This window comes from Bacillus sp. 5mfcol3.1 (assembly GCF_900114335.1).
GTDB lineage: Bacteria > Bacillota > Bacilli > Bacillales > Bacillaceae_G > Bacillus_A > Bacillus_A thuringiensis_S.
In genome coordinates this window covers 114,883-138,342 of the sequence record NZ_FOST01000001.1, presented here as the reverse complement: position 1 = coordinate 138,342, position 23,460 = coordinate 114,883, and the positions used below count along the sequence as shown (strand labels likewise).

Genomic DNA, 23,460 nt, shown 5'->3' with positions numbered 1-23,460 from the left:
TATAGTTACACATTTAAAGTAAGTCAATTCTTTTCTCTGCATGGCCTGAAAATAGAAAAAGGGACTTCATGTTGAAGTCCCTTTCTTTGTTATTATAGTTGGCTTACTCCGCCGTCGCCTCTATTATCTGCTGGTGCTCCGCCTGTGTCGCCAATGTTAATGTAGTCTGGTCTTGCTGGTGCTCCTCCTGTGTCACCAATATTAACGTAGTCTGGTCTTGCTGGTGCTCCTCCTGTGTCACCAATATTAACGTAGTCTGGTCTTGCTGGTGCCCCTCCTGTGTCACCAATATTTACAGCTTGATTTGTAAAAGAACTATTGAACCCAATTGATAATACCCCTACTAATGCAGTCCCAACAATAGCCAAACGAAATTTCTTCATTATTTTAACGCTCCCTTTTCCAATATATTTTTTTGAGCCTTATTATTCATATAAAAATATTTACTTGCCTTAACATGATCATCAAATTCATAAAATTTCAGTGCTAAAATTTCAGTGTATTCTTGAATACAATCCCATAATCTTTCTCTCTCAAAATAAGAAATTCCTTCTAAAATTACATCTTCAATAATTGATACTGAAGATTTTCCATTGAGTTCTTTCAAAATTTTAAACCGATGTTGAAATTCTTTTTCCCCTAAATCAACACAAATATTTAAACCTTTTTCAACAATTGGATTCGCTAAGTTATATTGTCCTAATTTGTAATGTTCATGTGCTTCTACAAACAAGGCTTTAAAGTGTTCTGGGTAATTTTTGGTCACCTCAGATATATGACGAATCGCTAATTCTGAAAGATTTTGACTAGCATAAAGCCAAGCTAAATTATGCCGAACCATTAGCATATATTTTTTTTGATCTGCTTTTTGCAATACTTCCATAGCAGAATTAAAGTTCTCTTCCGCTAATTCATAGTGATCTATGTCTACACAACATAGTCCAAAAGCATTTTCACATAATCCTACTTTTATTTCATAGCCTGGATATTGTAAAAATGCTGTTTTTGCCCTATTCAAGTAATCTATTGCATGAACTTGGTCATATTTTTGATAATAGAAATTCCCCATCCGATAATTAAACTCCGCATGTTCTATCGGATCTGCAATATATTTCAATAACTTCTCAGCTTGCTCATACTGTTCTTTCGCTTCGTTATAATTTGAAATTAATGTGCAATGAAACCCTTTAAAAAAGTGATAATAATAAGCTAAAAAGCCCTCTGTTGGAATTTCGAAAGATTCCACTTTATCAAAACTATCTTCTCTAACCCCAATCCAATCAACTAATGCATCATATCTAAAATTCAACAACGCATGATAAAGCAATACATCCTGATCCACGTCCAAACCACTAATCTTACTTTCAATCTCCTCTTTCATTTCCGTAGCTTTCTCTATATTTTGCTGCAACATTACACGATACCAATCATCTAAAGAATGTTTCATTTGCTCCCGCGTTACTACATCTGCTCCCATACACTCGCATCCCCTTTTCTCCAAAATTACAAAATTAGGATTTTTATACAATTATCAAAATTGTATATTACCACTCCTTTTCTATGTATTGAAAAATAATTATCAGAAAATTAAATATTTTAATTGATTATACCAAACTTTTCCTTTTTAATAACTTGAGAAACAATTGTCAGAAAATTTAACAGGACAAATAAAAAGCAAGCAGTTCCAGCACTCCGCTAAAACTACTTGCTCTCCTACTTATTATCTCTATTTTTACTCTTTAATAAATTCCTTCGTACTTCTCACTGTATCAATTGGACGAACTAATTTTTCAATTTCTTCACGTTTTGGCTCTAGGAATGGAGGTAAAGATAATTTTTCGCCAAGTGTTTCGTATGGCTCATCTCCCATAAACCCTGGGCCATCTGTTGCAAATTCAAATAAAATTTGTGGTGCAACTCTTGCGTATAATGATTCAAAGAAGTGACGGTTTACATATCCAGATGAAGGAAGTCCTACGCTACTGATTCTCTCAATCCATTCTTCTAATACAGCGCGATCTTCTACGCGGAATGCCGCATGGTGCACTGTACCAAAACCTTGTTGTGCTTCAGGAAGAACTGTATTATGTTCTACAATAACAGATGCACCGTTTCCGCCTTTGTTCACTTCAAATAAATAGAATTCCCCTTCTTGCGCAACCTCTTTAAATAATAGAACTTTTTCTAACACTTCTTTGAAGAAGCTAAAGTTTGCAATACGGATAAATACAGGTCCTAAACCAGTAATTGCGTATTCTAATGGTACTGGCCCGTTTTGCCATGGTGTACCTGATTCGATTCCTTTATCAAGTTCATCTGAGATTAATTGATAGTGTTGGTCATCAAAGTCAACGAAAGAAAGAGTTTTCTTACCAAATTGCTCTTTAATTCCTGTATGTTCTACTTCAAGACGGTCAAAGCGTTTCACCCAATACTCTAATGCTGCATCAGTCGGAACACGGAATGAAGTTTTTGAAATTTCATTTGTACCGTGTACTCCTTTCGGAACACCTGGGAAATCAAAGAATGTCATATCTGTTCCTGCACTACCTTTATCATCTGCAAAGAATAAATGATACGTTTGAATATCATCTTGGTTTACTGTTTTCTTAACTAAACGCATTCCTAAAACGTGAGTGAAAAACTCATAGTTCTTTTCTGCACTACTTGTAATCGCTGTAACGTGGTGAATTCCTTTTAATTGGTTCATTAGTATATTCCTCCAATGTTTTTTAATTTATATTTTCTCTCCTATTACTTCTCTTCAATAGGTGCTAAATTCGCTTCAATCTCTGCACGCTGATCTTCTAAGAACGGTGGTAAATCAAGTTTTTCTCCTAAATGTTCCACATCTCCATCAACTGTAAATCCTGGTCCATCTGTCGCAATTTCAAAAAGGATTCCGTTTGATTCACGGAAATATAAGCTTTTAAAGTAGAAACGGTCAATGATTCCTGAAGAATGGAAGCCTCTTTGTTTCACTTGTTCTTCCCAATAGGCAAGCTCTGCATCGTTTTTCACACGAATTGCTAAATGGTGAATACTCCCTCGGCCCGGCTTTTCAGTAGGTCCATCTAAATATTTCACAACGATTTCTCCAAAAGCCTCTCCTTTAATGGATTGAAAAATTGCTTCCTCTTCGCTACGGCTAACCTCTGTATAACCAAACATTTCTGTAAGTGTACTCGCCATTTTATCAAGTCTACGAACGGTCATTTCCACAGAACCCATTCCTTGAATTTGATGCGCTGCAGGAACTTCTGATTTCTCCCAAGTTTCCCAGTGCTCTACTTTTTCCCCGTTTGAAACGAGTAGTACTAAGCGAAGACCTTCAGCATCCTCAAATTGCAAAGCAGGACGATTTGCATATGTTGTCATTTCACTATGTTTCACATCAAATTTTTCAAAGCGTTCTTTCCAGTAATGCAAGCTATCCTCTGAAGGAACAAGTAATCCAATTCGAGTAATCGCATTCGTACCGCGATATGTTCTTCCTACTAATGGAATTTCAAAAAATGATAATTCCGTACCTGGACTTCCTGTTTTATCTCCATAAAATAAGTGGTACATTGACGGATCATCTTGGTTTACTGTCATTTTCACACGACGCAAGCCAAGCACGTTTTTATAAAAGTGATTATTTTCATTTGCATTTTTCGTAACCATTGAAATGTGATGATGCCCTTTAATTTTATACATTGGTTATTCCTCCGTTTCGTTTTACTAGTCAAGTGATAACTAAAAAAATAACATTTCCCACAACTAATATGGTTTTTAGCTTTTCAATTTATTCTTAATTATGTTTTTGTAAATTCATCTTAGTTTTTACTGTATAAGTTACTTTGTTTTTTAATCGAAAACAACTGAGTGTATGTTTTTCATATGACTCAATCGCTTTCGTTACTATCACTTTACACCTCAAGTGATTGAAAAGCAAGTGAAAAATCTCGAATTCAAGATTTTTTTGTTAAATAACATTTAGGGTGTAAAATCATTAATTTCTGGATAGCGTCACATCACTATCAAGCTAACAAGAATACACTACCCAAAAACGATAAAAATGAACTTCGTTGCTATAAAAGACAACTTTTTTTGTTCCGAGGGAATTATAGAATTTTATATCTTTACAATTATTTATGGGGAGTTAATTCATTTTTTTCAAGAATAAGTAATTTCTTAAATAGAAGTTCACGTACCTCTTCCTTATGATAATTAATTTTTGTTGATTGATAAGAAATTTAATGAATGATTATTCGAATATGCTTTCGTAAATGTTAAATGTAGTTTTGGGATAATGTTTGGTCAAGTTGATACTAATACCCTCGATAAACGAAAGAAAATTAAGAGTGTTCCGAGAAAAAGTAATTAAAAAACGCTCATTTACAGAAGAACATTATTCAAGTGAAGCCCTCTATAATTCAATTACAACTCCTTGAAAGTTTATGATACTATCCTGATCACACTTTTTATATTTAATGTTTTAAGGAAAAAAGCTATACTATAAGCGAAACTAAAAATCAGAAAGGAAATACCATAACATGGAAAATTATATGCTATTTATCCTTACAGCACTCCTTATTATAATGATGCCTGGTCCCGGTTTTGCTTTAGTTACAAAAAACACTATCTCTCATGGTAGAAATGGTGGGATAAAGACCGTCTTAGGAACGGTATCTGGAATGATGATCCATACAATAATGGCTACACTAGGACTCTCTGCTATCTTAATGAAATTTGCTATGCTATTTACATTAATAAAATATGCTGGGGCATTTTATTTAATTTATTTAGCTGTAAAGTCAATTAAAAGTGCCTTTTCTAAAAAAGAAGATATGTCAGGTTCAGTGGAAATAAACTCTAAGGATATTGGAACGGTTAAAAGTTTTAGACAAGGATTTACCACGGCAATCTTAAACCCAAAAACGGCTGTATTTTTCCTTAGTTTTCTACCCCAATTTATTGTGAGTAATCAAAGTCATTTCTTCCAATTTCTTTTGTTGGGATTCACATTTACGACTTTGACAGCAATATGGTATTTACTTTATATCTCTCTAATACGTCAATTAAGAACTTTTTTAAGAAAAGAAAAGGTGAACCGTACAATAGAGGGTATTACTGGCACAGTATTATTAGTATTTGGAGTTAGGCTATTTTTCCAAAAATAAATATGTAATAGAGAGAGTTTAAAACTTTCTGTTTTTCCAATAAATGAATCAATATAAAAAGTATGGCTTTCAAACAGTAAAAAAGTGAACAAACGAGTGTGTTTGTGGAATAAGCTTCAATAAAATAACCAAACTTTTTATAAAGAAGTGAATCGATTATATTAAAATTGATATAAAGGCGTTATCCTTTCCTATGATTTCTCAGAAAGAATAACGCCTTTCTCTTTTTAGAGGATATTTTGTCTAGTTAGCTTGATAGCGATGTGGTTCTATCCCTTATAAAGTGAAACTTTAATCAGTGGGGGTTTTGTTCATCCCCCACTGATTATTAGTTGAACCAATCGGGCTTTTACGGACAGTTGATCCCCCACCTAACTTCTTTGCTTCCGCTGAATTTTGAGGTGGGGGTCTTACTGCCCGTTAATGCGGGATAAATGTTACAAAAACATTTATAATATCTCTAACTTGCACAATGCTTCCCGTTAATATAATACGCTGATTCTGTGAAAACCGTAAATACAACCTCTACTTCTGGAAGTCCAAAATCCATTACATATGTAGTAATGGCCTTGGCAAATCGATCACGAATTTCCTGTCCACGCTCGAACCATTTCACTTCAATAAGAGGAAACGCTTCTATTTCTTCTCCATTGAATATAAACGTAGAACTTGGTAGTTCCAACGTAAAATTATCCGTACCACACTCACAAATCTCTGCGAGCTCTTCTACTAATGGCTTGCTTATGTGTTTTAATTGTTCAGTAGTAATTCCACGAAACACAATATGCGGCATGTAAATCCCTCCTTTAGATAGTTTTATATTTGCCCACATCATAGCACAATTCTCCCACCTTTTAACAAAAATAGATGCTAAACAAGTTTCAACTCTTATTTTTAGGCCTGTTATACAGGCTGAAGCGATTCTAAGTATCTGCCATATTAAAGTTGATATGCTCCCATTCTAGTGGTGAGATATGTTTTAATCGTTCTTCGTTAATCCCATGCGTACTTCTTAACTATTTCATTTAATTTTTAATAAAGAAAACAGCCTCACTAAGCTTTTAAAACTTAATGAGGCCACTTTATTCACACTTTTAATTATGGAACGTCGGTTTATAGAACGAACGATTATCAAGTGCAAAGACACGCTCTGTGTATTCACCTGGTTTTGTGCGTCCTAATGCGCGGTCCATCATGTTCATTTTTGCATCTAGGTTATCGATGTAGTGCAGAATTTCTGCTTCTTTTACTAATGGTGGTTTTGGGCTACCCCATTCTGCTTTTCCGTGGTGCGAAAGGACGATGTGTTGAAGAATTAATACTTCTTCTGCATCGATTTGCAATTCGTCTGCTGCTTTACCGATTTCGTTCACCATGATAGAAATGTGGCCTAGTAAGTTTCCTTCTAACGTATACGTTGTAGAAATTGGGCCAGATAGTTCAATTACTTTACCAAGGTCATGTAAAATAACGCCTGCATATAGTAAGTCTTTATCTAATGATGGGTATAGATTTGAAATAGCTTTCGCTAAATCTAGCATCGATACGACGTGATAAGCTAGTCCAGATACGAACTCGTGATGGTTCTTTGTCGCTGCTGGATATTCTAAAAATTCGTTTTGATGCTTATTTAACAAATGTCTTGTTAGACGTTGAATGTTCGGATTTCTCATTTCAAATATGTATTGTGTAATTTTCTCAACCATATCTTCTTTTTTCACTGGTGCTTTTTCTACGAAATCCGAGATGTCTGTTACTTCATTTTCATTCGCAACACGGATTTGTTTCACACGTAATTGAATACGTCCTTTGTAGTTTAAAATATCACCAGCTACTTTAACGATTGTTTCTGCTACATATTGTTTCTCAACTTCTGGTGATACGTCCCATAGCTTCGCTTCAATATCTCCACTTGGATCTTGTAAGATTACTGTTAAAAATGGCTTTCCATTACTTGCTAGACCTTTTGTCGCTGTTTTAATTAACAAGAAAACATCGACTTGTTCACCAACTTCATATTCTGCAATTTTCTTTTTCATTCGAATTCCTCCACCAAATCAGTTACTTTTAGTATAGCATATCACAACTCATTTTCTTTACGCTTATGTGTTAATTTTACAATCTGTTTTTCTGTAAAATACGCGAGTAAATGCGCATGACATGTAAAGAAGATGACTTGTCTATCTTTTGCGATTTCCTTTATTAGTTCAATCGTTCGATCCGTCCTTACCGCATCAAAGTGCACGAAACTATCATCAATAATAAATGGGTAATCATGTTCAAATGTTTTCGCAAGTGCAAATCTCAGCGCTAAATATAACTGCTCCGCTGTCGCTTGGCTTAGTTCATGACTGTAAAAACGTATACCGTCGTTACGTTCAACAATGAACGGCTCCGCCTCTGACGGTGAAAAGATTTTACTATAGCGTCCGCCCGTTAAATAGACGAAATACTCTTCTGATTTTTGTAAAATACGAGGCAGATGCACTTCATGATAATATTGCTTCGTTTTCGTTAACACCGTTTTTGCGGCCGCATAAGCAGCCCATTTCTTCACTTGTTCACGCAATTGCGCTTTTTTCATTTCACATTCATGCATTAAATCGCCGTACGTACTACCTTCTTCTAAATTCACAATTTCCATACGATGTTTCGCAATGCGCTCTGTCAGTTCTTTCTCTTGCGCCAGACAGTTTTGCACGACTGTAATTTCTCTCTTTAATTTCTCTTCATAACCGTCAGCTTCGTAATGTTCAGCTAATGATAAACTCTTTAAACGCTGTTCTAACAGATCAATTTGCGGTAATAAACGCACTACTTGTTTCTCAGCATCTTCACGTTTTCCCGCTAGTTTACCTGCTTCTAAAAACATCTCTTCATCTGTAGCATCTGCAATATGCCATAAACTGTCTCGTTCTACTAGCAATTGCTTTAATTGTTCTTTCATAAACTCATATTCTTCTTGCCATTCCGCCAGTTTCTCTTTCAGCTGCTTACAAGTTTGTCTCTTCTCTTTCTCATTTTGCATAAGCCTTTGCGCCTCATACAACTTACTATACTCCGCACTACCGATAACAGTTTCTAGTTTATGTTCAAATTGCGAAATCATTTCATATAATGAAGATTTTCGTGTGCCTTGCTTCTCTAATTCACGATATAATTGCTGCATTTTTTCCATACGCTCAAACGCCGGCAATATGTGCGCATACGTATAAAATTCTGGGAACATATAGCGCGTTTTATATGCATCTACTTGTTCTCCCGCCTGGAACGTTTCTCTCTCCCATTCCTCATACGATGAAACGACTTTATCATAAGCTCGCTCCATTTGCTGCAATTTATAAGACTCACGCTCAAATAGCTTACGAATTTCTTCATCCTTTTCTAACTGATAGCGCACAGACAGCGCTTCTTCACTTTGTCTCCCGCCAGCACTTTGCCGAAGAGTAAGAAGCTCTTCTTGTAATCCGCTTGATGGATCTTTATATAAAACAAGAGCAAGGACAATCCCTACAAAAACAATAACACTAATAAATAAGAGCGGGCGGTTATCAATAAATAAACTCGTGAATAAAACAAGCGTGTTAATAAGAAGTAACAGAAGACAAATTCTTTGCCACTGCTTTTTCTTTTGCATAGCCGCTCCTGCTTTTTCCTCATACTTGCGCTTCATTCTCTCTGCATCCATACCGATAAACGCCGCGTCTTGGAACGATTTCTCTTTCTCAACTAACGTATTTCGCTCTTCATCAACTAACATTTGTTTCTGAATCTGTCTTATATTTTCTTCTTGTTCTTCTAATTGCTCTTGCGCTACTTTAAAACGATCATCAAGCTGTGCTTTTTGCGTTTCTAATTCACGTGCCTTTTGCACGGTTTGCGTAATTAATTCTTTCGTTGCCAAACTCATGTCAAACGCAAGAACCGCTTCCTTTTCAAAAGTAGCACCAATTTGTTGTTCTAGTTCTGCAATTTCTTCTTTTATATTCGCAATACTTCCTGTCATATCACGCATTTCTTGGCGTGCATTTTCGTAAGATAAATGCTGCATACGAAGTTCTTCTACATAACTTTCTTTTCGTAAAAACTCTTCATCTATTTGAATCGAGACAATTTCCGATTGCACTGTCTCTATTTTTTTGTGGAGCGAATCAACTTGTAACTGAAGCGGCTCCATCTTCGCCTTAATCGCTTCATAGCGCGCCATTCCGTTTACAGGAAACTGCCCGCTCTCATTTTCTAACACTTTCTCATGCGCACGTTTTTCAATAACGAGTGGCTCTAGCGCTGCTAATATTTCATAATCTTGCTTTCGCTTTTCTGCACTCTCTTTCTCTCCGCGAACAGAAGCAAGTTTCTCTTCACTTTCTTTTAATTGCTCGACTTGTTTTTCATACGTGCCAATTTTCCCTTGCCACTCTTTCATCTTCTCTTCAAGCTTCTTCATCTCTTGCAGTGACACGTTAATTTCCGGTTTACGCCCACTCGGTTTAAAGCGTTGATCCATTTCTTTTTCTAGCTTTTTATCTAACTGTAATAGCGCGTCGCTTCCGACTGCACTTGCCGAAAATAAATAATTGCCAATATCCGCTTCGCCGAGCTGATGAATATTTTGAAGACCATGCATATCAAATGAAAAGACCGATTCAAATAAACTTTCATTCATCCCGCTTAATATATCGTTTAAAATTTCCTCGCCGCCCGTTTTCCCGTCTTCAAAATAAACGGTCACCTCGCCAGCTGCCGTCTTTGGCAATCGTTCAATTTTCAAACGGCCGTACTGCTCTGTTTGCACAGTCAGCGCACCGCCATACTTCCCGCCTTCTTTCGGCTCATAACGGCGCTGTCCTCTCGTCGGAAAACCGAACAAAATACTTTTCATAAACGAGCGAATTGTCGATTTCCCCGCTTCGTTTTCACCGTATAGTACCGTCAGCAAGGAAAGATCCATTTCCACATTTTCTAATTTTCCGTATCCATAAATATGGAGTTTTTCAATTCTCATTTTTTATCCCTCTCTTGCTGGAATAATTGTTCTAAAATAATATTTTCTGCTTCCTTTTGAATCTCTTTCTTCTCGTCTTCTGTAAAAGATTCAATACTATTACGCGCTACAGGAGATGTCCAAATGGTGCGCAACACGCCGTCCATATTTGTGAAAGCTTCTAGCTCCTTTAGCACACTACCGACGAAATGATTTTCCGCTTTCAAACGTTCGATTTCCGCAAAAGAAACCGTCTCATTTTTCCACTTCATTGCATATACGAAATCTTTTCGCTCTTCGCCAGATGCTAAAATATGAAAAATCTCTTCCACACGCTTTTCGTCACGCAAATAAGGAGAAAGTGGGCCCTGCCCTGTGAATACGACAGTTAAAAGCGTCCCTTCCTCTTCTCTTCGGTAATCATTCATCGCAGTTGACATGCTCGTCATAAGTTCATCAACAGTTTCAAGTCCATCAATACAAACCTCGATCTCATCCCATACAACATCTGCCGTATGGAAAAATGAACACTGCGTTCCTTGTTTCGTAAGTTCAATAAGGTACGCACCCTTCTCGCCTGCTTCCTTACGATGACGACCTTGTATGTTTCCTGGATAAATAATGTATGGCTCTTCTGATAAAATTTCACGTTTATGTATATGGCCAAGAGCCCAATAATCAAACTGTTTTTCTTTCAATTCACGAATTTGAAACGGTGCATAGCGATTATGCTCTGCATCTCCTTCCACACTTCCGTGAAGCATTCCAATATGAAAAGGCGCATCACCCATTTTCATATACTGCGCTGTCATATTATCCGTTACCGCTTGCTGCAAATAACTAAACCCATAAATAGAAGCTAATAGCTCACCATTTTTATAAAATGATTTCTCTTCTACGTAAGGCTCCGTAAACACATGAACATTTTCCGGAAACTCAATCGCTGCCCAGCTTCCTCCTAAATGATCATGGTTACCGTGAATAATAAAAACAGGGATATCGTACTGCGAAAGTCTCTTCATTTGCTCACGCACAAACACTTGCGCCCTCAAACTTCTCGTCTCCGCATCATACAAATCCCCAGCTAGTAATACGAAATCAACGCGCTCTTGAATCGCTTTATCAACAATACGCTCAAATGATTCAAACGTACTTTGCTTCATTCTCTCCCAAACAGACTGCGCAACATTCATCTCCATTCCTTTAAACGGACTATCCAAATGCAAATCAGCCGCATGTATAAACTTTACTTGTTTCACAAATAACGATCCTTTCTATCTTTCAAAAGTTTCATTTTATTAAAATTAACATCGCTGAAAACTAATAATCATCGAGAATGAAAATATTCTCGATGATTAAAGTTTCATTCTATTTTACCACGCAATGTCATATATTTCTTTGCATATTGTAGCGTTTTATGTCAAAATAATTATAAGATTCTGATTTTAATTATTGGAGGGAATTTTCATGGGAGTATACGTTCTAACAGTCTTTGAAAAAGATGGTTCAAAAGCATTAGACGAATCATTCGAGGCGGCAACTGAAAAAGAAGCAAAAGCAAAAGGTGAATCTATTTTACAAGAAAAGGGATTGCATGAAAAAACACATCGTTGTACATCTTCTGCAGGTAAGCTCGTTTTATTCCAGCGCTAAAAAAAGAAGCGTCATCCGCTTCTTTTTCACTCTACTATATCTTCGTCACACCACGTAAACACCACATCTAGAATGCGATTACCAATACGTACGCGTTTATTCCATTTACCTGTTTGGATCTGATGTTGCAATTCAGCTTTCATCTTTTCCGTCCAGTCGTGAATCGTTTCACTACCGTCGTACGGATATACGCCTGGAAACTCTTCCTGCAGTAGATGCAAGCTCTCTGCATCAAAATGAAAATGGAAGAAGTAGTTTGCTGTAAGCGATGGTTCTTGCAATCGTAAAAAATGATCATCAATTTGCTTTCTATTTCTATAGAAAGTAAAGATATTCACTTTACCGCTAGTAATTTGGTCAATTTGAATTTCGTGCTTCTCTATAATCACGTCTTGTCCACCTCGTTGTATACTATCTTTAGTATATATGTCTTTTGCAACAAAGTTAACCATTTTCGCGCGAAATTCATTTCCTTCATTATATTACCTGTACCTCCATATGCAATCAGAACAAATAAAAACAAAGTTGAAGGGGAGCGATCACATGTATTTCGGAAGCAAAGGTTGGTATGTAAAAGAACTTAAAAAATTAGGTATCCGTACTTATGAAGGTAAAAAACTAGAATCGTATCGTACGCATGTGTTATCTAGTTTACTTGAGAGAATGAAGAAAGCTTCGGCTTAATAGAAAAACACCTCCCGAATTCGCATACTAAGTATGCAAATTCAATGGAGGTGTTTTTATCAGTTTTCATAAAAGATTTTTTGCTTCCGCTGGAACGGATACGTTTTAATCTCAGCTGTATCTAAATCTTCATTGAATAAATGAATGGCTATAATTTGTCTACAATCGTAAGTATGGTAATAATATGTTCCAGACTCCATACACATTGCACTTGTATAGATCGTATTATCTAATATACCGTCTTCTGTTATTACTGCCCCCTTAGGAACCTCACAATTTGATAAGATATGAAAAATAGCCGATATCCCCTCTTCTTCGTTCTCTATACTTTGAATGTTTTGTTTGCCATATGCTGCCCGTACAAATCTTGATGGCGGGGTGAAATCTCCAGGAAGTCCCATCGTTCCTGAACCTTGGCCAAAAGCACTTAATGGTACATCTCCCCACTCAGTTGGCGCAAATGGCTGCGATTTAAGTCCAATATATTGTCTTAAATTTTGTAAATGCCAATTAAACTCGGGACTATTAGTCATTACTCCTATTGGATTGTCATACACTTTTATTCCATCAACTGTCGGCTCAAGTACAATACACGCTCCCGATTTATCTGCTAAAATCCAATGTAGCGGTGGCGTAATTCCTAAAACTGGTAATGGCACATCTATAAAGGCAATGTTATCAATATATTTTCTTAATTCTTCAACAGAATTGAACTGCGTGAGGCTCCAAGTCACAAAATCAAATGGCGCTACATTCGTTTTATTGCTATCTATATGATTACTATAAGTAGCAAATCCTGGGAAATAGAGAGTTGCACATGTCATACCAGTTTCATTTACTCCGTCCGCCATCATGACCCTTCCTCCAAAATTAATTCCCATTCCGACAACAGCCTTTTTCGCTCGGATCGTTTCACCAGTTATATTTTTCCACTGATAACGCCGAGGAATGATTATTACTTCTTGATTCATATCTAATGTGAAATCCATTGTTCTCCCAAAAAGATGTTGGAAATTTTTTGTTTGTAACGTCAAACTAGTACACATGAAGAAATCCCCCCATTTTATAGTTCTATAAACATTTTATAAAATTCCGATAAATACGTAAATTAAAAAACCTATTTATCACTAACAAAATAATCGCCCAAACCAAAAATGCTATAATAAACCCAATCAAACTAAGGGGGAACATTTATGTTGGACGGAACATGCATTCAATTTCATAAGTTTGGCAATCCAAAAGACGTATTACAAGTTGAATATAAAAATATAGAACCACTGAAAGATAATGAAGTTTTCGTTCGTATGCTAGTTAGACCTATTAATCCATCTGACTTAATTCCCATCACTGGAGCATACGCACATAGAATCCCTTTACCTAACATACCTGGTTATGAAGGTGTTGGTATTGTAGAAGATGTAGGAGCTTTTGTTTCTAGAGAGCTTATCGGTAAACGTGTGTTACCGTTACGCGGGGAAGGTACTTGGCAAGAATATGTGAAAACATCAGCTGACTTTGTAGTTCCTATTCCTGATTCCATCGATGATTTCACAGCGGCACAAATGTATATTAATCCTCTTACGGCGTGGGTTACATGTACAGAAACGCTAAACTTACAACGTAATGATGTTTTATTAGTGAATGCTTGTGGATCCGCAATTGGTCATCTTTTTGCGCAGTTATCACAAATTTTAAACTTCCGACTCATTGCCGTGACAAGAAATAATAAGCATACAGAGGAGTTACTGCGCCTAGGTGCTGCATATGTAATCGATACTTCCACTACCCCGCTTTATGAAACCGTTATGGAATTAACGAACGGGCTCGGCGCGGATGCTGCAATTGATTCTATCGGGGGACCGGATGGAAATGAATTAGCTTTCTCAGTACGTCCAAACGGGCACTTTTTAACGATCGGTCTTCTATCAGGTGTACAAGTTAACTGGGCAGAGATTGTCACGAAAGCAAAAGTGCACGCGAACATATTTCATTTACGACATTGGAATAAAGAAGTGTCACCATATAAATGGCAAGAGACGTTTCGTCATTTAATTCACTTAGTAGAAAATAAGCAATTACGTTTTATGAAAGTACATTCTACGTATGGATTAGCGGATGTGAAAGCGGCAGTTGATGTTGTACAGTCCGCTGAGAAAACGAAAGGGTAACTAACTGTTACGATTTATTTAACCAATTATAACGAAAGTTAATTAAATATATCAGTAAGCCCTGCTAGTCAAGTGATTGGCTAGTAGTGAGGGTTAACTGCGGGCAATCCCTAAAGCTGATTGAACTACAACGTGGCTAGAAATAGTGAGCGTGAATGTCGCGAAAGCAGAAAAAATCAATCAGATTGTGCAAGGTTAAATCCTAAACACTAGAACAATGGGTCTTCCGCCTCGAATCATCTAAGTCAAAAGTGATAAGATGAACGTTCAACGACTATCTCGTATAACTGACGAGAGTACATCACAAGCCTATGGTGGTGGAAAAATCCTCTATCTCTAAGTAGATAAACATATAGTCTGCGCTCATGTGAAAACATGAGAAGTTCATAAGAGAACTGGCTAAGGAATTGCGCCCTTAGTTGAACAAGATAAATTTTATTGAATCTATCAAACTTCATTGATTTTATCGAACGTACGTGCTACGTTTGGTTCGATGAGGTGAGAATAATAATGAAATTTTCACGAGTTAGTCAAGTATCGGAATTAACAGGTTTGCATCCGAGTAGTCTTACGAGAATGCTGGTGGAACACGCTACGATTCAGAAGAACAAATCTTTATTAAAGGAGTTACATTCTGATGATATTGGCGAAGAAAGTCAGACTAATTCCAACGCCTGAACAAGAACAAGTGCTAAAAAAACATGCCGGTGCTGCAAGATTCGCTTATAACTATTGTAAAAGAATGAGTGATAGATACTATAAGCTATTTGGAAAATCTGTTTCACAGTTAGCTTTACAGAAACGATTTACAAAGATCAAGAAGCGAAAGAGATATGAGTGGTTAAATGACATCAACGCACAAGTTCCCAAACAGGCTTCAAAAGATTTTGATACGGCGAGAAAACATTCGTTCAAAAAGTACAAAAATGGTTATCACACTTCTTATAAATCCAAAAAAGATTTAATCCAAGGATTTTATGCCAATTATGAAAGACTGGTTATAGGAAAGAAAGTAGTTCATATTCAGTCTATTGGAGAAGTGAAAACAAGCCAACAACTACCAAGAAATAAAAAAACATCCAACCCAAGAGTTACCTTTGACGGTCGTCACTGGTGGATTAGTGTAGGGTTCCAAGAAGACTTTGAATCACAAGAACTAACCGATGAGTCGATTGGTGTGGATGTTGGTTTAAAAGAGCTGTTTGTAGCTTCTAATGGTACGAAAGAACGAAATATAAACAAAGATGCCAAGGTTAAAAAACTTTTGAAAAGGAAAAAGTCAGCGCAAAGAGATATGTCTAGGAGATTTAAAAAAGGTGTGAAAATTCAATCTGCTGGATATGAAAAAGCGAAAGCTGAGCACCTGCGGTTATCTAGGAAAATTATGAATATCCGAAATAACCATATCCATCAAGCAACAGCTAAATTGGTGAAAACCAAACCAATGAGGATTGTTGTGGAAGACTTATCTATCTCAAACCTGTTAAAAAACAAAAAACTATCGAAAGCATTTTCATTTCAAAAATTAAACTTCTTCTTTCAATGTTTGTCATACAAGTGCGAGAAGTACGGCATTGCGTATGTAAAAGCTGATAAATGGTTCGCTTCAAGCAAGATTTGCTCATGTTGCGGCGTTAAATACGACCATTCAGTTCAACCAGAAGGACAGTGGAGTTTAAAGATTCGTGAGTGGCGTTGTGCTTCATGCAATAGCTATCACGATAGGGATGTAAATGCGTCGATAAATTTATCAAGATGGGTAAAATAAATGCTTGATAATATGAGGTAACGATACTGCCTCGTGTGGAGTGTTATACCCCTCGTCCCTTTGGGGCTGCGAGAACACTTTGAAGCACTAACTTGTGTAAATTTGATTGAATTGTATAGATTTAGTTAAGTTTATCGTATCGGAAAGTGTTTTTGACGAGTTATTAAATGCAAAAGAAGAAGTCTTTTGCATTTACCTTTTAAATAGACTAGATAGTACGTTTAGCAGTCTATAATTATAATTTTTTGGTACAATTATATTGAAAGGTAAAAGGAGCTTCTAACATGTGGTTCATTTCGGCAATTTGGCCTATTATACTAGTCGGGGGAATTGTAGTATTTGTAATAAAAAGATTGGAACATAAATATAAGCACGGCAAATTGGGTAAGAAAAAATCAAAAGAGACTCAACTGTTATTAGACAGTTTCATACCTATAGGAATGCTTGTCGGCTGTATAATTGGTTTGATTTTCGGCATGTTTTCCCCAGATTTCTCACTACTTTCAATTAGTTTAGGATCCGGAATAGGCTATTTATTTGGTTTTTTTGCCTATAAATTTTATAGCAAGACAGGAAACAACCTCTCATAATCCAAAAAGAATAAGCGGAACAGTACATAGTAGTCATATACAATATGTACTGTCCTTTATTTTTGCATCAATGTTATCAATTTTTCTTCCACATCCTATACACCTTTTTTATTGATGTTTCTCTCCTCTTTCTTTCGCATATCCGCTTTTTTGTTCTTCTCGGCTCTATAACCAAAGTAAAGTAGCGCACATGTAGTAATAGAACCTACAATGTATCCTAAAAAGCCTCCTAACCAAAACATAAAAATTGCCTCCAATCCATTATAAATTTTATGTAGTAGACATCTGTAAAACGCTCTCGGTACCTCCGTTTTTTATTACAGATTGGAAAATCCCCTTAACTATTCCATCCATGAACATTCTGTCTTCTCTATTTTGATTATTATCTATAAAATTATTTATACCACTAATTCTTCCATTATCTCAAATAACAACTTTATTATAAAGTTTGCACTCACATTACATATATGTAGCATCACTGTCTCTTTTTCATTTTACCCTTGTAACTGGAGTTTACTTCTACAACTTAAAAACAAAAAACCCCCTCAAAGCATAAACTTCAAGGGGTGAGCCTGTTTTTTATTTACTTATATACGTACAGCTGTACCACTTACAGCAACCATTAACATTCCATCACGAACAACTTCGTAATCTACGTCAATACCAACGATAGCGTTCGCACCTTTTTGTTTTGCAAGTTCTTTCATTTCATCCATTGCGATATCACGAGCTTCTTTTAGCTTGCTTTCATAAGAACCAGCACGACCACCGACAACATCACGAACTGAAGCGAATAAATCGCGGACAATATTTGCACCCATAATAGCTTCACCATTTACAATATCGATATACTCAATAATTTCTTTACCTTGAATTCCAGACGTTGTTGTTACAATCATGACTGACACTCTCCTAATAAGTTGTAGTTTTGATAAGCTTTCTTATGTCTTTATTATGACATGGAAAAAGTATCTAATCCATTGAATTACCTTACAGGAATGTGACAGTTTTGTAATAATAAAGCGCGCATTATGTTTAATTTTAATAAAGTGCTTTAATATTGGGATACATAAACGATTCTCTATTTTCTTTCCAATCCTTTTCTACTTCTTTAAAAGTTGGTCGCCCTAATTCTTTGTTATTTTCATGTTTACGAAACCATTTTTTCACATACTGGTCTCCATTTTTGTTTTGAACTGTACAAAGGAAACTATTACTGCTATCCTTTAATATTTTTACAATCACGAAAAGGCACCTCTTCCCTTTTAAATAACATGATAGAACTTGATCTTTTACTATAAGCCCTTCCTCTCTTATAGTCATACGACTCCTCGGCCGCGCCAAAGTTGTAAGATCAAAAAACGATATTCACTTTGTTTATATTTTATTTAAAGAAATCAGAGTTATAGGCATTATGCTTATCAAATATTTTATAGATTTCTAACTTATCATCTAATTTTGCATCTACTAAAATTAATATATTTCCATCGTAAATATACTCTTCATATTTCTTAGCATGGTCTTCAGGGATTCCTAAGCCGATAAATGCCCCTATTAAACTTCCAGCTCCACCGCCAATACCGGCTCCTCCAATAGCTGCTGCGATCGGTCCTGCTGCTACGATTGGACCCATTCCAGAAACGGCAAGTACACCAAGACCTGTTAATAAACCACCAAGCCCGCCTGCTACCCCTCCAGCTACAAGCCCTGTCGCTGAAAAGATATCTGCTTTATGTGCAGTTTCGCTATTCACTTTTTCACCCGATTTTTCTTCTAGATGTTCAATTTCCTTTTGATCTTTCGCAATAGCTGAAATGTTATCCGCTGAGTATCCTTTATCATTTAATTCATTAATAACGAGTGCCGCATCATCAATTGTTCTAAAAACACCTACTATTTTTCTATCTACATTCATAACTATTAACCTCCTAAAGTTTTATATAATGTATTTTTATTTTTCTTCATTTCTGTATACACTAATTTTCTTATTAACATAACCATTTACGAAGAAAGCGAATAGTAAAAGCACTACAAGTGAACTACTTAACAAGTAAATTAAATCAAATGTAATATTAATCATCATTTCATTCATGTATACCAGGCTCCTTTTTATTTAAAGTAAAAGTATATTTTGATAGACTAATCTACTAAACATAGACATCTTACAATTCATCTTCAATCAATCTCTTTGTAGTATATGTATACCCTTCCTAACCTTTTCTAAACGTAAAAAAACTATACTTATATTTTTTCTTATTTATATGTTTAACATTTTTTAAAACGGGTATGTTTATATTGTTATGCTTACTATATGGAAAGGAATATTACGATGAACGCCATTCACTCTACTACTATTTCTTATAATGAAACACCTACAATAACTCAGATTCATCATTTTTATGCTTTAATGACAACATTTCAAACGAATGTATTTATAGGTAAACACGGAGCACTTACTTCTATTAAAAACTTAAGCACTCTAGTATCCTTTTTCCTTACTGTAAAAAAGAAAGATCTTATATTATTTATTTTTGAAGGAATAGATGCAAAAAGAGCTTTAAGAACACTCTTCCCTTCTTAGAATGTTTGTTATCCTCTATTCCCTCGTTTACTACCTTTCATATATGTTTTTATATTTCAAAATGATTTCCTCTATAAAAAAAGAACCCCCTAATACAATAGGGGGATTTCTAGTTTGGCCTTATGAAAACTGATATAATATATATTACGTTTTTCATTCTTTAAAATAGAAAAGTTTTAATAACCTTGAAGGTAGGAATTTTTAATGAACTCGAAAGCAAAATTTAGTATTCGCTACAAAATTATGGCTGGTTATTTAGTTATCATTTTGTTCTTACTTGTTTCTTTCATTATGTTGAACAATGAGATTTCTAATTTACAAAAATCTCGTAATTTTATTATTGATCACGATTTTAAAGTTCTCAATTTAACAAATCAAGTGGAGAAAGATTTACTAACAATTGAAAATAAAGCGAAAGGGTTTATCATTTCTAATAATCCAAATTACGTACAATCTCTTAATTCTGCGGAAAAGGATTACGAAAAGCATTATCAAGATCTTTTCTCATTATTAGAGGATAACCCATCTCAGCAAGAAAAATTAAAACAGATTAACGAAAATATTATTAGTTGGATAAATAAAGAGATTCACCCGTTAATTGCAAATCATAATAGTAATAATGTACAAACAATCGACACGACTCAAATTCAGTCATTACAGTCACAGGTAACTAACTTCCGTAGCACTGAGGAGCAATTAACGAAAAAAAGAGCAGCACAATTAGATATTGAAAATAATAAATTAGAGATTTGGTTATATAGTTTATTGTTCTTACTTTCTTGTATTTCTATTATCATTTCACTCTATATTTCGAATTCCATTACAAAAACGATTAAAAATGTAATTCAAGCTATTAAATCCATTTCTTCTAAAGAAAAAATCACGGAAAGAATTCATGTAAACACACGTGATGAAATAAAAGATCTTGCTCATACAACGAACCACTTACTAGACGAAATATCGAAAAGAGAGTGGTTACAAACTGAGCTTGCAGAATTAATTTTAATGTATCAAGGTGTATCTTCTATTGAGATGTTAGGTAAAAAAATTCTTAGTGGAATTATACAAAAAACGCAAACTTCTTGCGGTGCATTTTATGTACGTGAAGAATATGAAGAAACTGTCTACTATGTGAAAAAAGCTTCTTTCGCCGATCAAGGTGCTGATATTGGAAAACAATCCATTAAAATGGGTGAAGGTTTCATTGGACAGTCTGCCTTAGAAAAGAAAAGTTTTATTCTCAGGGATATACCCGAAGAGTTTCGTTATGTCACTAGCGGAGTATTAGAAATACGTCCTAAAAATCTACTAGTCATCCCTATCTTATTTGAGGATGAGGTGATTGCAGTAATGGAGTTAGTAAGTGTAACTGAGATTTCAGACTTACATCAAGATTTAATTCAACAAACTATTGATAATCTAGGTTTAACAATCCATAGCATTATAGGACGTATGCGAATTCAAACTCTTTTACATGAATCACAAGCAATGACAGAAGAGTTACAAGTTCAATCAGAAGAATTACAAACGCAAGCGGAAGAACTACAAATGCAAGCGGAAGAATTACGAACAACGAATGAACAATTAGAGTCTAGAACTGAAGAAGCTGAACAAAAGACAGCTGACTTACAAATTACCAAATCAGAATTAGAAGAAAAAGCAAGCGAGTTGTTACGCAGCTCAAAATACAAATCTGAGTTCCTAGCAAATATGTCACATGAATTACGCACACCGTTAAATAGTATTTTACTATTATCTGAAATGTTAAGAGAAAATCATGATAATCATTTATCGGATGATGAAATTGAACTAGCAACTGTCATTCATTCATCAGGGAAAGACTTACTTACTTTAATTAATGACATACTAGATTTATCTAAAGTAGAAGCAGGCAAACTAGACATCATTTTTGAAGCAACGAACATAAGTGACATGGCAGCCAATATGCATCAAAACTTTTTACATATAGCTGCACAAAAAAATGTCGAATTTACTATTGAAGACAGTGATACGATTCCTGATCTGTTTTATACAGATGCAAAACGGATTGAGCAAATTATTAAAAACTTATTATCCAATGCATTTAAATTCACGGAAAAAGGATCCGTTTCTTTACATTTCGATTCAATAGAAACAACCAATTTAAGTCATGATATGCAGGCTATAAGTAAAGATTGGATTACAATTTCAGTAAAAGATACTGGTATTGGTATCGCTAAAGAACAGCATCAACTTATTTTCGAAGCCTTTCAACAGGCAGATGGAGCAACGATTCGAAAGTATGGTGGCACAGGACTAGGTTTATCTATTTGTAAAGAGTTTGCTAGATTGTTAGGTGGTTGGATTACGTTAGAGAGTAATGTAGGAGAAGGTAGTACTTTCACAGTATATATTCCTAACCTTCCAAATGGATTACATGATATACAGTTATCCAATTTAGAAGTCGCAGCAACGATAGAAGATGTTATTCCTGCTGAAGTTGTTGAAGAAACTATCGTTACTACCGAAACAAATAACGTCTTCCAAGAGAAAAACATTTTAATTGTCGATGATGATCATCGAAATATATTTGCGTTACAAAATGCATTAAAAAAACAAAATGCCAACATTATTACTGCCCAAAACGGCATAGAGTGTTTAGAAATACTAAAAAGCAATACAAATATTGACCTTATTTTAATGGATATTATGATGCCTAATATGGACGGTTATGAAACGATGGAAAATATCCGAATGAACTTAGGGTTACATGAAATACCTATTATCGCATTAACTGCTAAAGCAATGCCAAATGATAAGGAAAAATGTTTATCTGCTGGCGCTTCAGATTATATAAGTAAACCATTAAACCTACATCAACTCTATTCGGTAATGAGTGTATGGTTAATAAAATAAGTGAGGTTTAGTTGGAGTGGAAAATAAGTATTATAATTTTGATCCATCAGTAGATACGGATGAGCGCACGAACTTAGAAATTGAATTACTATTGGAAGCGGTATTTAAACTATCAGGATTTGATTTTCGCCAATATGCTCGCACATCTATTTATAGAAGGATTTGTAATCGAATGCAGCTCTCTAATATCCCAACCATTTCAAAATTAATTGAAAAAGTAATTCACGAGGAAGGGGTTTTAGAACAGTTATTAAATGATTTCTCGATTAATGTAACTGAGATGTTCCGTAACCCTGCCTTTTTTAAAGCGCTAAGAGAGCATGTTATTCCTGAATTGAAAAAGCAACCTGAAATTAGAATTTGGCATGCTGGATGCGCAACTGGTGAAGAAGTATTATCGATGTCCATCTTACTTCACGAAGAAGGATTAAGTGAAAAGTCGGTTATTTACGCAACAGATATGAATACAAATGTGTTAGAAAAAGCAAAACAAGCTATCCTCCCGTTAAATAAAATGCAAACTTATACGAAAAACTATTTACAAGCTGGCGGTACACAAGCATTTTCTAACTATTATTCAACAGATAATCGTTTTGCTTATTTTAATCCTTCACTGTTACAAAACATTATTTTTGCACAGCATAATTTAGTAACCGATCAATCTTTTAACGAGTTTCATATTATACTTTGTCGTAACGTTTTAATTTACTTTACAAGTAAACTTCAAAATCAAGTACAGCAACTATTTTATGAAAGCTTAAGTCACAATGGATTTCTATGTTTAGGAAATAAAGAAACTCTTCGTTTTTCAAATATAATGCCGCATTATACCCAATTTAATCCTAGTGAACAAATTTATCAAAAAATACAATAAAGTGAAACTTTAATCAGTGGGGGTATCCCCCACTGATTATTAGTTGAACCAATCGGGCATTTACGGGCAGTTGATCTCCCACCTACCTTCTTTGCTTC

24 protein-coding genes are annotated in these 23,460 nt (G+C 35.2%); 9 read left to right on the top strand and 15 right to left on the bottom strand.

Going from position 1 to position 23,460, the window contains the following annotated elements:
* Positions 1–92: 92 nt before the first annotated feature.
* From BM089_RS00715 to BM089_RS00700, 4 genes are all read right to left on the bottom strand, one after another.
* Positions 93–383: a Phr family secreted Rap phosphatase inhibitor gene (locus BM089_RS00715; RefSeq protein WP_090975729.1), complete on the bottom strand. Its 291-nt coding sequence runs from the start codon at positions 381–383 to the stop codon at positions 93–95.
* Positions 383–1,477, bottom strand: coding sequence for a response regulator aspartate phosphatase (locus tag BM089_RS00710; RefSeq protein WP_090975727.1), 1,095 nt, complete (start codon positions 1,475–1,477; stop codon positions 383–385). The genes BM089_RS00715 and BM089_RS00710 overlap by 1 nt, the downstream gene beginning before the upstream one ends.
* A 255-nt stretch (positions 1,478–1,732) precedes the next feature.
* Complete coding sequence (locus BM089_RS00705; RefSeq protein WP_001072577.1) at positions 1,733–2,710, bottom strand: ring-cleaving dioxygenase; 978 nt, start codon at positions 2,708–2,710, stop codon at positions 1,733–1,735.
* Positions 2,711–2,754: 44 nt separating this feature from the next.
* Complete coding sequence (locus tag BM089_RS00700) at positions 2,755–3,699, bottom strand: ring-cleaving dioxygenase (protein ID WP_090975725.1); 945 nt, start codon at positions 3,697–3,699, stop codon at positions 2,755–2,757.
* A gap of 839 nt (positions 3,700–4,538) precedes the next feature.
* Between BM089_RS00700 and BM089_RS00695 the strand changes: the two genes are divergently transcribed.
* On the top strand, positions 4,539–5,165 hold the full coding sequence (locus BM089_RS00695) for a LysE family translocator (protein WP_000433006.1): 627 nt from the start codon (positions 4,539–4,541) through the stop codon (positions 5,163–5,165).
* Positions 5,166–5,625: 460 nt separating this feature from the next.
* On the opposite strand, the gene BM089_RS00685 is transcribed toward BM089_RS00695, so the two are convergent.
* The 4 genes from BM089_RS00685 to BM089_RS00670 form a co-directional block, all read right to left on the bottom strand.
* The gene (locus BM089_RS00685; protein WP_023521344.1) at positions 5,626–5,958 is read right to left on the bottom strand and encodes a DUF1904 family protein; all 333 of its coding nucleotides are present in this window, start codon (positions 5,956–5,958) and stop codon (positions 5,626–5,628) included.
* Positions 5,959–6,259: 301 nt separating this feature from the next.
* Positions 6,260–7,204: a 3'-5' exoribonuclease YhaM gene (gene yhaM, locus BM089_RS00680; protein WP_000726652.1), complete on the bottom strand. Its 945-nt coding sequence runs from the start codon at positions 7,202–7,204 to the stop codon at positions 6,260–6,262.
* Positions 7,205–7,245: 41 nt separating this feature from the next.
* Positions 7,246–10,170, bottom strand: coding sequence for an ATP-binding protein (locus BM089_RS00675; protein ID WP_090975723.1), 2,925 nt, complete (start codon positions 10,168–10,170; stop codon positions 7,246–7,248).
* Positions 10,167–11,408, bottom strand: a complete 1,242-nt coding sequence (locus BM089_RS00670; protein WP_090975720.1) for a metallophosphoesterase family protein — start codon at positions 11,406–11,408, stop codon at positions 10,167–10,169. Before BM089_RS00670 ends, BM089_RS00675 begins: the two co-directional genes overlap by 4 nt.
* Before the next feature lie 208 nt (positions 11,409–11,616).
* Here BM089_RS00670 and BM089_RS00665 point away from each other — a divergent pair, with 208 nt between their 5' ends.
* A complete protein-coding gene (locus BM089_RS00665) occupies positions 11,617–11,802 on the top strand; it encodes a YhzD family protein (RefSeq protein WP_000539550.1) in 186 nt (61 codons plus the stop codon).
* A 26-nt stretch (positions 11,803–11,828) separates the two neighbouring features.
* Here BM089_RS00665 and BM089_RS00660 read toward each other — a convergent pair whose 3' ends face one another.
* Complete coding sequence (locus tag BM089_RS00660; protein ID WP_000582776.1) at positions 11,829–12,191, bottom strand: hypothetical protein; 363 nt, start codon at positions 12,189–12,191, stop codon at positions 11,829–11,831.
* Between the two features lie 154 nt (positions 12,192–12,345).
* Here BM089_RS00660 and BM089_RS00655 point away from each other — a divergent pair, with 154 nt between their 5' ends.
* Positions 12,346–12,486: a YflJ family protein gene (locus tag BM089_RS00655; protein ID WP_000273536.1), complete on the top strand. Its 141-nt coding sequence runs from the start codon at positions 12,346–12,348 to the stop codon at positions 12,484–12,486.
* Between the two features lie 59 nt (positions 12,487–12,545).
* On the opposite strand, the gene bsh is transcribed toward BM089_RS00655, so the two are convergent.
* Positions 12,546–13,532 (bottom strand): choloylglycine hydrolase, encoded by a 987-nt coding sequence (gene bsh / locus BM089_RS00650; RefSeq protein ID WP_090975718.1) that lies wholly within the window; start codon positions 13,530–13,532, stop codon positions 12,546–12,548.
* Between the two features lie 147 nt (positions 13,533–13,679).
* On the opposite strand from bsh, the gene BM089_RS00645 reads away from it, so the two are divergent.
* The 3 genes from BM089_RS00645 (at position 13,680) to BM089_RS00635 (ending at position 17,012) form a co-directional block, all read left to right on the top strand.
* Entirely contained in the window at positions 13,680–14,654 is a 975-nt protein-coding gene (locus BM089_RS00645) for a zinc-dependent alcohol dehydrogenase family protein (RefSeq protein WP_090975716.1), read from the top strand.
* Between the two features lie 637 nt (positions 14,655–15,291).
* A complete protein-coding gene (locus tag BM089_RS00640; RefSeq protein ID WP_090975714.1) occupies positions 15,292–16,422 on the top strand; it encodes an RNA-guided endonuclease InsQ/TnpB family protein in 1,131 nt (376 codons plus the stop codon).
* 284 nt (positions 16,423–16,706) lie between these two features.
* A complete protein-coding gene (locus tag BM089_RS00635) occupies positions 16,707–17,012 on the top strand; it encodes a hypothetical protein (RefSeq protein ID WP_071731868.1) in 306 nt (101 codons plus the stop codon).
* Positions 17,013–17,107: 95 nt separating this feature from the next.
* On the opposite strand, the gene BM089_RS30900 is transcribed toward BM089_RS00635, so the two are convergent.
* The 5 genes from BM089_RS30900 to BM089_RS30895 form a co-directional block, all read right to left on the bottom strand.
* Entirely contained in the window at positions 17,108–17,254 is a 147-nt protein-coding gene (locus BM089_RS30900; protein WP_000498642.1) for a hypothetical protein, read from the bottom strand.
* Positions 17,255–17,599: 345 nt separating this feature from the next.
* Positions 17,600–17,911 (bottom strand): YbjQ family protein, encoded by a 312-nt coding sequence (locus BM089_RS00630; protein ID WP_000637510.1) that lies wholly within the window; start codon positions 17,909–17,911, stop codon positions 17,600–17,602.
* A 142-nt stretch (positions 17,912–18,053) separates the two neighbouring features.
* Positions 18,054–18,257, bottom strand: coding sequence for a DUF4028 family protein (locus tag BM089_RS00625; RefSeq protein WP_139213189.1), 204 nt, complete (start codon positions 18,255–18,257; stop codon positions 18,054–18,056).
* A gap of 139 nt (positions 18,258–18,396) precedes the next feature.
* Positions 18,397–18,927: a general stress protein gene (locus tag BM089_RS00620; protein WP_065228404.1), complete on the bottom strand. Its 531-nt coding sequence runs from the start codon at positions 18,925–18,927 to the stop codon at positions 18,397–18,399.
* Between the two features lie 36 nt (positions 18,928–18,963).
* Entirely contained in the window at positions 18,964–19,104 is a 141-nt protein-coding gene (locus BM089_RS30895) for a hypothetical protein (protein WP_001004571.1), read from the bottom strand.
* Positions 19,105–19,341: 237 nt separating this feature from the next.
* On the opposite strand from BM089_RS30895, the gene BM089_RS00610 reads away from it, so the two are divergent.
* The 3 genes from BM089_RS00610 to BM089_RS00600 all read left to right on the top strand — a co-directional run bounded on the left by BM089_RS00610 (position 19,342) and on the right by BM089_RS00600 (position 23,362).
* On the top strand, positions 19,342–19,593 hold the full coding sequence (locus BM089_RS00610) for a hypothetical protein (RefSeq protein WP_053565099.1): 252 nt from the start codon (positions 19,342–19,344) through the stop codon (positions 19,591–19,593).
* 204 nt (positions 19,594–19,797) lie between these two features.
* Entirely contained in the window at positions 19,798–22,488 is a 2,691-nt protein-coding gene (locus tag BM089_RS00605; protein WP_090975710.1) for an ATP-binding protein, read from the top strand.
* A gap of 16 nt (positions 22,489–22,504) precedes the next feature.
* On the top strand, positions 22,505–23,362 hold the full coding sequence (locus tag BM089_RS00600) for a CheR family methyltransferase (RefSeq protein ID WP_000429043.1): 858 nt from the start codon (positions 22,505–22,507) through the stop codon (positions 23,360–23,362).
* Positions 23,363–23,460: the final 98 nt, after the last annotated feature.

Coding starts and splice junctions, on each gene's coding strand:
- BM089_RS00715 (WP_090975729.1), bottom strand. CDS start 383: ATGAAGAAATTTCGTTTGGCTATTGTTGGGACTGCATTAGTAGGGGTA.
- BM089_RS00710 (WP_090975727.1), bottom strand. CDS start 1,477: ATGGGAGCAGATGTAGTAACGCGGGAGCAAATGAAACATTCTTTAGAT.
- BM089_RS00705 (WP_001072577.1), bottom strand. CDS start 2,710: ATGAACCAATTAAAAGGAATTCACCACGTTACAGCGATTACAAGTAGT.
- BM089_RS00700 (WP_090975725.1), bottom strand. CDS start 3,699: ATGTATAAAATTAAAGGGCATCATCACATTTCAATGGTTACGAAAAAT.
- BM089_RS00695 (WP_000433006.1), top strand. CDS start 4,539: ATGGAAAATTATATGCTATTTATCCTTACAGCACTCCTTATTATAATG.
- BM089_RS00685 (WP_023521344.1), bottom strand. CDS start 5,958: ATGCCGCATATTGTGTTTCGTGGAATTACTACTGAACAATTAAAACAC.
- yhaM (WP_000726652.1), bottom strand. CDS start 7,204: ATGAAAAAGAAAATTGCAGAATATGAAGTTGGTGAACAAGTCGATGTT.
- BM089_RS00675 (WP_090975723.1), bottom strand. CDS start 10,170: ATGAGAATTGAAAAACTCCATATTTATGGATACGGAAAATTAGAAAAT.
- BM089_RS00665 (WP_000539550.1), top strand. CDS start 11,617: ATGGGAGTATACGTTCTAACAGTCTTTGAAAAAGATGGTTCAAAAGCA.
- BM089_RS00655 (WP_000273536.1), top strand. CDS start 12,346: ATGTATTTCGGAAGCAAAGGTTGGTATGTAAAAGAACTTAAAAAATTA.
- bsh (WP_090975718.1), bottom strand. CDS start 13,532: ATGTGTACTAGTTTGACGTTACAAACAAAAAATTTCCAACATCTTTTT.
- BM089_RS00645 (WP_090975716.1), top strand. CDS start 13,680: ATGTTGGACGGAACATGCATTCAATTTCATAAGTTTGGCAATCCAAAA.
- BM089_RS00640 (WP_090975714.1), top strand. CDS start 15,292: ATGATATTGGCGAAGAAAGTCAGACTAATTCCAACGCCTGAACAAGAA.
- BM089_RS00635 (WP_071731868.1), top strand. CDS start 16,707: ATGTGGTTCATTTCGGCAATTTGGCCTATTATACTAGTCGGGGGAATT.
- BM089_RS30900 (WP_000498642.1), bottom strand. CDS start 17,254: ATGTTTTGGTTAGGAGGCTTTTTAGGATACATTGTAGGTTCTATTACT.
- BM089_RS00630 (WP_000637510.1), bottom strand. CDS start 17,911: ATGATTGTAACAACAACGTCTGGAATTCAAGGTAAAGAAATTATTGAG.
- BM089_RS00620 (WP_065228404.1), bottom strand. CDS start 18,927: ATGAATGTAGATAGAAAAATAGTAGGTGTTTTTAGAACAATTGATGAT.
- BM089_RS30895 (WP_001004571.1), bottom strand. CDS start 19,104: ATGAATGAAATGATGATTAATATTACATTTGATTTAATTTACTTGTTA.
- BM089_RS00610 (WP_053565099.1), top strand. CDS start 19,342: ATGAACGCCATTCACTCTACTACTATTTCTTATAATGAAACACCTACA.
- BM089_RS00605 (WP_090975710.1), top strand. CDS start 19,798: ATGAACTCGAAAGCAAAATTTAGTATTCGCTACAAAATTATGGCTGGT.